Annotated in this window: 8 protein-coding genes; 7 read left to right on the top strand and 1 reads right to left on the bottom strand. The window is 42.3% G+C overall.

Annotated features, from left to right (window positions below; all coding sequences use genetic code 11):
* Nucleotides 1–35 precede the first annotated feature (35 nt).
* The 7 genes from L0Z67_RS05530 to L0Z67_RS05500 all read left to right on the top strand — a co-directional run bounded on the left by L0Z67_RS05530 (nt 36) and on the right by L0Z67_RS05500 (nt 11849).
* Nucleotides 36–2750: a cellulose synthase subunit BcsC-related outer membrane protein gene (locus L0Z67_RS05530; protein WP_405128555.1), complete on the top strand. Its 2715-nt coding sequence runs from the start codon at nt 36–38 to the stop codon at nt 2748–2750.
* 242 nt (nt 2751–2992) lie between these two features.
* Entirely contained in the window at nt 2993–4423 is a 1431-nt protein-coding gene (locus tag L0Z67_RS05525) for a peptide MFS transporter (RefSeq protein WP_062570492.1), read from the top strand.
* A gap of 116 nt (nt 4424–4539) precedes the next feature.
* Complete coding sequence (locus L0Z67_RS05520) at nt 4540–7263, top strand: metallophosphoesterase (protein WP_237127667.1); 2724 nt, start codon at nt 4540–4542, stop codon at nt 7261–7263.
* A gap of 315 nt (nt 7264–7578) precedes the next feature.
* Nucleotides 7579–8625 carry a 4-hydroxyphenylpyruvate dioxygenase gene (gene hppD / locus L0Z67_RS05515; protein ID WP_055021474.1) on the top strand — a complete coding sequence of 349 codons (1047 nt, stop codon included), beginning with the start codon at nt 7579–7581 and terminating at the stop codon, nt 8623–8625.
* 155 nt (nt 8626–8780) lie between these two features.
* Nucleotides 8781–10094, top strand: coding sequence for a fumarylacetoacetase (gene fahA / locus L0Z67_RS05510; protein WP_237119480.1), 1314 nt, complete (start codon nt 8781–8783; stop codon nt 10092–10094).
* Between the two features lie 131 nt (nt 10095–10225).
* Nucleotides 10226–11371, top strand: coding sequence for a M23 family metallopeptidase (locus L0Z67_RS05505; RefSeq protein WP_405128554.1), 1146 nt, complete (start codon nt 10226–10228; stop codon nt 11369–11371).
* Nucleotides 11361–11849 (top strand): polymer-forming cytoskeletal protein, encoded by a 489-nt coding sequence (locus tag L0Z67_RS05500; RefSeq protein WP_062570489.1) that lies wholly within the window; start codon nt 11361–11363, stop codon nt 11847–11849. The genes L0Z67_RS05505 and L0Z67_RS05500 overlap by 11 nt, the downstream gene beginning before the upstream one ends.
* Here L0Z67_RS05500 and L0Z67_RS05495 read toward each other — a convergent pair.
* The gene (locus L0Z67_RS05495; RefSeq protein WP_062570488.1) at nt 11846–12322 is read right to left on the bottom strand and encodes a hotdog fold domain-containing protein; all 477 of its coding nucleotides are present in this window, start codon (nt 12320–12322) and stop codon (nt 11846–11848) included. The two genes, L0Z67_RS05500 and L0Z67_RS05495, sit on opposite strands and share 4 nt — an antisense overlap.
* Between the last annotated feature and the right edge of the window lie 52 nt (nt 12323–12374).

Genomic DNA, 12374 nt, shown 5'->3' with positions numbered 1-12374 from the left:
GGCAATACATAGACGAAGCAAAATCAGCAATGTCTATGAAAGAGTTTAAACGTACAACATTAAAGCTCGATTTGGCTGATACCCTCAATGAGGATCCGAACACGGTCATGTTTTACCGTGCGCAACTTGCCGAAGCTACCGACGATTACCAAACGGCCATGAAGCTGTACAAACATGTGCTAAAAAGTGATCCATTACAGCAATCAACCCTAAGAGCCATGCTTATTTTAAGCGCTGCAAATGGTAACTATGCACGTAGCCATCAATTTTATAATGGCTTAAGTAAACAGCAACAAGCGCTGATTGCCGCTGACTATACGCTTTTAGAAACCCAGCAACTACGGGCAAGTGCCGATGATTTAACAGCGAAAGGCAAGCTGGATGAAGCTGTAGATATGCTACTTATGGCAATAAAACAAAGCCCTCGCCAAAGCTGGTTATATTATGATCTCGCTAATTTATACCAACAACAGGGGTTGGTTGAGCACGCAAAAGCGCTCTATAAAAAAACCTTGTGGCAATTTCCACTGGATGCAGAACTCAGATACAGTCATGCGTTATTTTTACGTTCGCTCAATGATTATCAAGGCGCGCTGGCGACACTGGATTACATTCCAACTAACGCACGCACAGATGAAATTAACGTTCTTGCTGAGCAACTGAGTATTAACACCAAGCTCGAGAAGCTTGCAGAAAATAATACTGCCACCAATAAAGCAACTATTATTTATAAACTCACAGAGTTAGAAGCCCAACCGTTAACACCATTAATGCAAGCAGAGCTTGCCACTCAATGGCTCCAAATTAATGAGCAACAGTATGCAATGAGGCAACTTAAAAAAGCGCTTAAACGCGACTCTAGCCTCAGCCCATATTGGCATATGACGTATGCTGATCTGCTTATTAATAACGATGATCAAGCAGGTGTAGATACGTGGTTTAGTCATTACCAACTGCCCAGCAATGCAACAAACTCAGAACAATCGCAATGGCTTGCGCTACAAATAAACTACATTAATCGTTTTTACCAAGGCCAAACGCGAATAACAAAATTAACAGCGCTTGATAATCAGTACAGTGAAAACCCACAACTTAATGAAGCACTGATTAATGCCTATATAGAGCAAGGTGAGACTCGTTTCGCTATTTCTCGCTACCAGCAACACACCGCAATGGGACACACAGTCACCACCGATACTGCACTGACGATTGCAGCACTTAGCCGTGAGATGCAAAATAACACCTTGGCTGATCGTATTGTTGCAGAGCAAATCAACCAAGTAACGTATCAAGAAAGCTATCGACAACAGCAGCTAATGGCGGCACTTAGCCAATTTGAAGATCAAACAACGGCTCTTAACCTAGCCAAACAGTTGTTAGCAAAATCTAATAATAATCAAGAGCTTTACTATCAGGCAGCAGCTGTAGCAGAGACTAAGCAACAAACACAGCTTGCAAAAAACTGGTATCAAGCGGCAATCGCAGCAAACACCATCAATAGTCGCTTAGCTAATGAGCAGTATTACAGCCTGTATACACTTGATGATGACGCTCCATGGTATGTCAATAATGCGAAACGCCAATTACAGCGTATTGAACAACAAGAACAAGCGTATATTACAGCGGCAATAAACCTTAGCAGCCAAACTAGCACACAAAATGAGTCAACCTTAGGCGCGGGTGCAACGCCTATCGAGGCAGGCTTTCCTCTTTGGGGCGGTACAGGAATTATAAAATTGGACCCGATGACAATATCGAGTCAAGAAACCCGTTTTGATGAAACCTTTGCGGGTAGCCGCTATGGTCAAGGGGCACTCTGTATCTTTGACTGTCCACTGTTAAGCATTGAACCCGAACAGCAAGGCGTGGATATTGGCTTTGCTTGGCAGAACGAGCAATGGCGCTTTGATGTCGGCACGACTCCACTTGGCTTTCTAGTCGAAGATATCGTATGGGGTGTGAGTTACAAAGGAAGCTTTGGCGATTTCGGTTATGGAGTCACCTTCAATAAACGCCCTATTACTAGCTCTGTTTTATCTTATGCAGGACTTGAAGATGTCTTTACTAATCAAGTGTGGGGCGGCGTTCGAGCAACACAATTGCAACTGAGCTTATCTCATGATCTAGGACTAGATTGGGGCTTTTGGGGAAGCACCAACTACCAGCTTTTAACCGGTAAAAACGTCAAAGATAATCAAAGCTACAGTTTAATGGGTGGCAGTTACTATCGGTATATTCGACAAAGAAATAAAGAGCTGAGCATGGGTTTAAACCTATTACATTGGTCATATAAACACAATTTAAGTGAAGAAACCTGGGGACATGGTGGCTATTACAGCCCGCAAAGCTATTTAGGCGCTTCACTGCCAGTTATTTATGATCAACGCATTGGCCATAATTTTGTTTATCGTTTACGTGGCGGCGTATCTTGGTCAACTACAACCACCGATGAAATTGAATTTTTCCCTAATGATCCTGTTTTGCAAGCACAAGCTGAAGCACAAACAGCGATAACGGGGCTTGTACCTTATTTTGAAGAAGACACTAGTCGTGGTATTTCTTACAATCTAGGAGCCAGCTTTGAGTATCGTTTTACGCCACATTGGTTTTTTGGTGGCTATTTAAATCTTGATAGAGCTGATTTCTACGAACCAAATTATGCACAACTTTATTTTAGATACTACTTTAAGCCTGTTTATAGTGAGCTAATCTTCCCTGGAAAACCTGTCATACCTTATGCAAGCTACTAAATACAAGACCTCCGGCCTGTACCTACCGCAAGCACTTCCCCTGACTAGAAGGTCTATGTATACTGTAGCGCACTTGTAGCTAGGATAAGGGTGTGTCCCTTACCTTCAAGTTCAAAACTTGAGCAACAAACCATTATCTTAGCTGCATCTAAAACATGGCCACCCGTTCATTTAATAAAAACTAGAACGACCAAAGCAAAAATAATAAGGCCTCAATAAAAACTTAGAGTTAGGAAGTAAATATGAGTTCATTACCTAAAGCAGGTGACTTTTTAGGGCATCCTAAAGGGCTGTTCCTGTTGTTCGGCACAGAAATGTGGGAACGATTCGGTTATTATGGCATGCGCGCTATTCTAGTATTGTACTTAGTTGCACTTGTTCAAGAAGGTGGTTTCGGCTGGTCAAATGCTGATGCTTTGAGTCTTTACGGTACTTTTACAATGGCTGTTTATATCACACCACTATTGGGTGGTTGGTTAGCAGATAACGTTTTAGGACAACGTAAAGCTATTATCCTTGGTGGTTTACTAATGGCTGCCGGCCATTTCACAATGGGTATTCCACACGGTTACCTTGCAGGCCAAGAAGAGAACGTTTTTTATATTGGCTTAACCTTACTTTGTTTAGGTAATGGTTTATTTAAGCCAAATATCTCTACTATGGTGGGTGACTTATATAAAGAGGGTGATCAACGTCGTGATGGCGCATTCACTATCTTCTACATGGGTATCAACCTAGGTGGTGCATTAGGCCCACTTATTGCGGGCTATGCTGCCGCAGCAATGGGTTGGCAATGGGGCTTCATCGTAGCCGGTATCGGTATGGTGATCTCTGTACTTATGCAACTTGCATTAAGTAACAAATACTTAGGCGATATTGGTGTTGTTCCATCAGCTAAGCTTTCACAAGCTCAGTCTGAATCAAACACTAAAGAGCCACTTACTAAAGTTGAAACTGACCGCATTAAAGTTATTTTCACCATGAGTGTATTCAGTATCATTTTCTGGATGGGCTTTGAGCAAGCAGGTGGTTTAATGAACCTGTTCGCTAACGATTACACTGACCGTATGCTATTAGGCTTTGAAGTACCTGCTTCATGGTTCCAATCATTAAACTCAATTTTCATCATCGTTTTTGCACCGTTAGTTGCTATCGTTTGGTTGAAGCTAGATAAGCGTGAGCCTAACTCACCTGTTAAGTTCGCTATTGCACTTATTTTCTTAGCACTTGGTTTCATCACAATGATTTTTGCTCTAATGACACAAGGTCAAGGTGACAACCTGCAAATTAGCATGATGTGGCTGGTTCTTTTCTACCTTTTCCATACCTTAGGTGAGTTATGTTTATCACCCATTGGTTTATCAATGGTGAGTAAACTTGCGCCATTACGTTTAGCATCAATGCTTATGGGTATTTGGTTCTTATGTACAGCTGTTGCTAACAAGATTGCAGGTTTCGTAGGTTCATTCTTAGGTGAAGGCGAAGAAGCTGTTGATAATGCAATGGGTATTTTCATCGGCTTAGGTGCTACAGCAATCCTATCTGCTGTCATTATGTACTTACTGAGCGACAAGCTAGTTAAGTGGATGCATGGTGCCGAAGGCCATCATGAGCCGCAAACAACTGAACACATTCTAGCTGAAGAGCTAGAAGTAACTGCCGAAAAGCAGTAAAAAATATTCCCCCACAGCGCCCGCTGTGGGGTTTTTTCTTTATTAATGCTATATCGCTGTCCGCAATACTGATACTATAATTTGATAATAGTTTGTATAGGTTTGGAAGTGATACAGTGCGCTTTTTCAATCAACTCTTAATCATTTTTTTTACCACATTACTGCTTGTAGCCTGTGGCGGCGATAAAACAACGAAAGAGGTTGCCACCACCCCAAGCCAGTCTGGTTTAATTATTTCAGTCAGTTCAGGTTTTTCCGAGCAATTTGCTAATGGTAGTGTACGCCTGAATGCAGATAGTAACACCGTCTCTACCGATACGACTTTTACCTATACTGAAACAGCAGCAACCACAGCAGATATTGAGCAAAACATTGTCTCTGCAAGACATACTTTCAGACCGAATAATTTAGTATTCTCTAAATCATTAACCCTTTCTATAAAACTCCCCCAGCAACAAACCAACCTCGCATTTAGTATTGTTATGCTACAAGATGAGCAGTGGCAACCTCTGACAACCAATTTCAACGAAGAGGGCTTTGCGGAAAGTGAAATTACCAGCTTTGGTACCTACGCATTAATGTCGCGCAGCATTCCTGCAATCAGTAAAACAATTGGCGAACAATGTGTTGATACAGCAAGTTCACAAACAGTGCGCTTTATTCATGTTGCTGATTTACACGCGCGCTTTGGCTTTAAAGAGCACTTATTCAGCCGTATTCGTAGTTACTACGATAATGCCAAACTGGAAAACCCAAACACTTTGTTCACCAATGGTGGCGATGATTATGAAAAAGGCACCGTAGCCGAGCAAACTTCACAAGGCTTAGCCACGGTCGAGGCAATAAAAGCCATGGCCTTTGACGTACGCGTGATTGGTAACCACGACTATGCATGGGGACCAGAGCAATTACTTGATTTTGCTGATGACGATAATGCCATCGTGCTTTCAAGCAATACTGACTATGAGGGTAACAGTGATACGCCGTTTGCCGGTGTCGATTTTTCAGTTGTGCAAGTAGGTTGCCTTCGCATCGGTTTTTTTGGCATGACTTCCGTGCCTTGGAATGAACTTGATGAACCTATTGAAGACGAGCCAATTCCTGATTTTATCGCTAATTTCAAAATGAATTGGCAATGGCAAGAAGTGGCTGAGCAAATTGTTAACCAGTACCGCCAAGATGTTGATTACATGGTCATGGTGAGTCATTTAGGTGAAGGCACAGACACTCGCATTGCGCAAAACGTGGCGGGAATTGATTTAGTACTGGGTGGCCACACCCATGGTGGTGAAAGCTATCAAACCTTAGATAATGGCAGTATTGTTATTCAGCCAAACTTTTTTGCACAAGGCCTAACTGATCTCACGTTAACCTTTAACCTTGAAGACAATACGCTCGCTGATGTTGATTACAATACCGTACCAACAACCAGCATTACCAATTTAGATGAGCGCACGAAAGCCGCCATCGATGAAATCATGGGCCGCTACGCCCCTGATGCAAATACCGAAATTGCCGTTTCAGAAAATTACCCAAGTGCAGAAGAACTCATTACTATTACAGCCAAAGCCACGATGCAGCAATTCCCTGCTATTGATGCCGCACTGCTAGATGCAAGCCAAGTGCAAGATCGCTGGCTTCCAGGCACCTTAACTCAAGAAGACTTTCATGCGGCGTTTAAGGTTGAACGTCAGCCATCGAATACCCCAGGCTTTAATTCAATGTATCAAGTCGCGGTGACTGGCAGCCAATTAAAAACCATGCTTGAAAGCCAGCCTGAATGGGTCGCTTTAACGCCTGATAACATCAGTGATGCAACCACATACCAAGTTGCTCTATTTAAAGGCCCTGCGCTCAATAGCGAATTATTCTTCCCTGCTCTGCCAAACTTAGACGCGCAATTAGTCGCTGAAAGTTGGTGGCTGCTTGATAACTACGCACGAGCACGCACTAGCCAATGTTTATACATCGACACTGATAACACACTTAACGCCTGCAAAACTGACGATGCAGTGACAGTATGGAATTTTAATAATCCTGAGCAAGGTTTTAGCAGTGACTTTGGCCCTGCAACACTTAGCTTTTATGACCCTGAAGAAAAAAATTGGGGGCCAGAGAATAGCCAATTTGCAACCACTACTGAGCTTGCAGTTGCTGATTTACCAAGTGGTGCCTCAGGTGTATTGGCGTTTTCTCGCCACAGCCCAAGCCAAGGCTTAACACTTACAGCCAATAGCCCTGCAAATGGTGACTACCAAACTGACGGGTTTATTTCAGATTACACGCTGGTGATGGATGTGCTTTGGCCAGAGCAAAGCACCAATGAATGGCGTGCATTACTACAAACAGATCTCACTAATAGCAATGATGCAGACCTTTACGTTAACCGAGATAATGCCATCGGTATCGCCACGCGTGACAGCGGTTATTTTGGCGAGCTTTTGGCAAACAGCTGGCACCGTATTGCCTTTGTGTTTTATGCTGCCCCAAACAATGGCGCACTAAAAATTTACCTTGATGGCGAGCTCATTGGTATTAAAGACGAAGGCGAAGTCAATGAGCGCTGGGCAATCAACAGTGCAGCGTTACTTTTAACCGATAATGACTACGAAACTAAACCAGGGTATTTAAATGCACTCCTCTTTGCAGGTCGCGCTATGACAGACGCCGAAATTGCAAACATGGGTAGTGCGCAGCAGCAACTCAACTTCACGCAGTCTACTCGCACCTTAAACCAAGTAGTTGAGCGACATTATCAAGCTGCACCTCAAATTATGAATAACCCTTGGTTACAACAGCGCAGTAAGTTTTTTAACAAAGCACGCCAAACTGTAAACTAATCTATACATTCAACTTAATAAAAAAGGCCGTCCAAGGCCTTTTTTTACGCCTGAAAAATCTATTACTTTACCTTTAAATACATATAGATAAATTAAAAACAACATACCAAACACTTGCCTAAATGGTGACCCATTCACCGCCTCAGATAGTGCAATAGCTAAAATTAAAATCATTGTCCCATTTAATTTACAAAGGGGGCGTTAGCTAAATAACGCCGAGATCTTCCCCTTATCGGTTTTCTGGTTAATCATCCGCTCATTACAGAACAATAATTCTTTTTTAGCGCAGTGCTTATAATTGCGGGAGTAATGACAATGAGCGAAGTAAATAATCCGTTAGGCCTAATGGGCATTGAATTCACTGAATATGCAACACCTGATGCAGATTACATGGACAAAGTGTTTACTGATTTTGGCTTTTCTAAGCTAAAAAAATTCAAGGGTAAAGACATTGTTTACTACAACCAACATGACATTCATTTCTTACTAAACAATGAGCGTGAAGGTTTTTCTGCTGAATTTGCTAAAAGCCACGGCCCAGCAATCTGTTCTATGGGTTGGCGTGTAGAGAATGCACAAAAAGCATTCGAAGTTGCTGTTGAGCGCGGTGCAAAACCAGCAACAGACTCAACACATAAAAATTTACCATACCCTGCTATCTACGGTATCGGTGATAGCTTAATCTACTTCATCGAACAGTTTGGTGATAAAGGCTCTATCTATGAGTCAGATTTCGAAGACTTAAGCGAGCAAAACATTGTTGAAGACAAAGGCTTCATCCGTATCGACCATTTAACCAATAACGTATATAAAGGCACGATGGAAACATGGGCTAACTTCTATAAAGACGTATTTGGTTTTACAGAAGTTCGTTACTTCGATATTAAAGGTCAAAAAACAGCGTTATTATCTTACGCACTTAAATCTCCGTGCGGTACTTTCTCGATTCCAATCAATGAAGGTAAAGATAACAACAACAACCAAATCGATGAGTACTTAAATGAGTACAATGGTCCGGGTGTACAGCATTTAGCATTCCTTACTAACGACTTAGTAAGCTCACTTGATAAGCTTGACCAATCAACGATTGCAACGCTTGATATCATCCCTGAGTACTATGACACCATTTTTGACCGTGTGCCTTGGGTTAAAGAAGACAAAGAGAAGATCCGTAAGCACCAAATCTTGGTAGATAGCCAAAGCGAAAACTGTTACTTACTGCAAATCTTCTCGAAGAACCTATTTGGTCCTATCTTTATCGAGATGATTCAACGTGTAGATGACGGCGGTTTCGGTGAAGGTAACTTCCAAGCACTCTTCGAATCAATTGAACGAGATCAAGAGCGTCGTGGTGTAATCTAAAGCACCCTGATGTCTAAAAAGCAGCGTGTGGTTTGGGTATATTCACACGCTGCTTTTTGTCGTTTTAAATTCTGTTTTAAACTAACTGTTTAAATTGCGTTGATTGCCTCCATATAGATAACTAATAAATCAGCGCGAACAAATAAGGAAAGAGTATGAGCCTAATTAACGAAACCCACGATATTAATCTAAAAAGCTGGGTTGCATCTGCTAACGAAGCGAACTGTGACTTCCCAATTCAAAACCTTCCTTTTGCAGAAGTACGTCGTAAAAATTCAGACGAAGCGTTCCGTGGCGCTGTAGCAATCGGTGACCAAGTTATCGATTTAGCAAAAGTAAACGAACTTGGTTTATTCTCTGGTGATGCACAGGTTGCCGTTAAAGCAGCAAGCCAAGCTACATTAAATGAATTCATGGGTCTTGGTCAGCAGTATTGGTCTGCACTTCGTCTTGCGCTATCAAAAGCACTTCGTGAAGGTGCTAGTGAGCAAGCACAATTAAGCGAAGCACTTATCGCTCAAGCAGACATCGAATTTGCGCTGCCGTGCCGTATTGGTGATTACACTGATTTCTATACCTCTATTTACCACGCAACAGCGGTAGGTAGTTTATTCCGTCCTGATAACCCACTTCTACCTAACTACAAATGGGTACCAATTGGTTATCACGGTCGTTCATCATCAATTGATGTTTCAGGTCAAACGTTCCACCGCCCTAACGGTCAAACCAAAGCGCCAGATGCAGAAGTACCATCATTCGGCCCTTGTAAACGCCTAGACTACGAACTTGAGTTAGGTATTTACCTTGGTAAAGGTAATGAACTAGGCGATGCAATTGCCATTGAAAATGCGGAAAACCATGTATTTGGTTTCTGTGTATTTAATGACTGGTCTGCACGTGACTTACAAGCGTGGGAATACCAGCCCCTTGGCCCATTCCTTGCGAAAAACTTCGCATCGACGGTATCACCTTGGATTGTTACGACAGAAGCGCTGGCACCATTTAGAACAAACTGGACACGTGACGAAAATGATCCACAACCAATGGACTATTTAGAGTCAGCGCATAACCGTGAGTTTGGTGCATTCGATATCAAAATGGATGTGCAACTAGAAACTGAAAAGATGCGTGCAGCTGGCGAAGCACCAACACAGGTATCTAAATCAAGCTTCAAACATTCATACTGGACAGTGGCGCAAATGGTCACTCACCACACAGTAAACGGCTGTAACTTCCAACCAGGCGACATGTTAGGTTCGGGTACGCAATCAGGCCCTGAGCATGAAGAAGCTGGTTCATTACTAGAGCTATCGCGCGGCGGCAAAGAAAAAATCACTCTTGCTAATGGCGAGCAACGTGCTTTCTTAGAAGACGGCGACAACGTAATTATGCGTGGCTGGTGTGAGAAAGAAGGCTTTGCACGCATCGGTTTTGGTTCTGTTGAAGGAACAGTACTGCCTGCAAAATAACGGTATAACAGCATAGTTAAGGGCCATTTGTGCCCTTTTTTGCTGCTTTTTTTCTTGAGTTACAATTTTTTTCTGGCTTTTTTAGTTCAGATTGTTATCTTAGCTCGGTATTTATCCAATTTTTGCACGCCATGTTTGTTAATATTAAGTCCTTTTATCGTACGTTTTTTCCAGCTAGACAGCTGCTGATCCGTCAAAATGGCGAAGTAAAACACCTAGTATTAGCACCTTGGGTTCAACTAACTGCATTACTTGCTTTATTAACAGCTGTGACGTGGTTAAGTGTTTCTACTCTGCAAATTATCTCCCAAGCCGATAAAATTACAGATATAAAACAAAGCCAGCTTAGCGAACAGCAAGCATGGCAAAAACAGCATCAACAACAACAAAACGAATACACTAAGCAGCTTGAGCAGCTAGCGGTACTTGAACAAAAACAAGCTTTACTGCAAAGTATGCTTGAATCTTTGCCTGAATCGATGAGCACAGATACAACAACGGATGACTCAGCATCGCCTATATTGCCAACCAAGCAGCATACTGAAGAATTTCATGCACCATTGGAAGATGAGCCAAATCAAGCCAATCGTTTTAACGCTGTTGCAGAGCGCTTTGCGCGTCTTGATGCTAACTACAACCGCAGCTTTGCCTTACTCGATGAACAGATAACACAACGCCATGCGGCAATTATCGCCATGTTAGAAGGAGCTGGTTTAAACGAAACGTTTGCTTCAGAAGCGCTACATGAGCAAGCAGATACAGCACAAGGTGGACCACTCGATTTATTTGATGAATCAAAAATTCCCGCTGAGTTTTTAGCCGTTGCAGATAAACTCCTCACTCTAAATAACCTAGAAAACCTGTTAAGTGAGTTACCACAAACGCTTCCGGCAGCAGATTACTATATTTCAAGTAGTTTCGGGCTTCGTAAAGACCCGATGAACGGTCGTCGTGCATTCCATAAAGGTGTCGACTTAGCAGGCTGGCATAAAACAGAGGTTTTCGCCCCTGCAGATGGTACTGTACTTCGTGCAGGCCGCAATGGTGGTTACGGTAACTTTATTGAATTACAACATAAAAATGGTTTCGTAACCCGCTTTGGTCATTTAAATAAAATTAAAGTAAAAAAGGGCCAAGCCGTTACTAAAGATGATGTGATTGGTTTGATGGGAAGTACTGGTCGCAGCACAAGTACGCATCTACATTACGAAGTTCTAGTTAATGGCAAACATGTCAACCCTGTAAAAATAACAAAGGCGCTTACTCGTGTTCGGTAAAAAAAAACAAACAACAACTAGCTCAACAAACTCATCGTTAAAAAGAACAAACCTTACCCCTTCAATTATCGCAGAAGACATGCGTCTAACTGGCTCTATCACCAGCCAAGGTGAAGTACAACTTGATGGTCGCATTGATGGTGATCTGCGCGTTAAGCATCTTGTAATAGGCAGCTCAGGTATGGTTGAAGGTGTTGTTGAAGCTGATAGTGTCGTTGTTAAAGGTAAAATTATCGGCTCATTAATCGCAAATAAGGTCGTTATAGAAAGTACTGCTGAGGTCCATGGTGATGTGTTTCACGACACATTGAGCATCGAAGCAGGTGCAATTATTGAAGGTAGCCTTAAGCACCGTCACGAAGAAGATAACATTGCGCCTATCAAGCCAGAAAGCGAAGAGGGCTCTCCCTCTTCAATCCTTGCAGATGATGACAATGATCTCTCATTTGTGAATAAACAGGCCGCCGATAAATCCTAGCCCTTCTTAGCTGTTACATACATTGTGATATCCGCGGTGAATACTAATTCATCGTGGTTATTGTAGACCTTCACCGGTACAATCAAATCTTGCTTTTCTAGCCATTCTCTTGGCACATCTATCTTTGCGATAGCACGCATATCGGTGTCAATTTTTGCTAAATAATTAACCGTCATCCCTTTTGGTATCCAGCGATGCGTTTTTGCAGGTACGGTTGCATCAACCATCAAGCCAGCGCATAGCTCAGCCACATTACACTGTGCGATTGCATGGATAGTTCCTATGTGATTATGGATTGCCCGGCGATTTTTGACGGTTGCACTGCAATACCCTGCTGTTAAATCTGTGATTAATGGCTTTATTGAGCCAAAATAAGGAGCTTTAAAACACACAGCCTTACTAAACAGCCAGTTACCTTTTGGCAATGACTGACATCTAGACCAAATTTTTAATAATGATGATTGTGAACTCACGACAGTGTATCCATTATTTTTATTATGTAAGTAAAAAAACTAACACATCAGA

It is taken from the genome of Pseudoalteromonas sp. PB2-1, from assembly GCF_045040605.1.
GTDB classification, from domain to species: Bacteria; Pseudomonadota; Gammaproteobacteria; order Enterobacterales; family Alteromonadaceae; genus Pseudoalteromonas; species Pseudoalteromonas arabiensis.
This window is presented reverse-complemented; position numbering and strand designations above follow the sequence as displayed.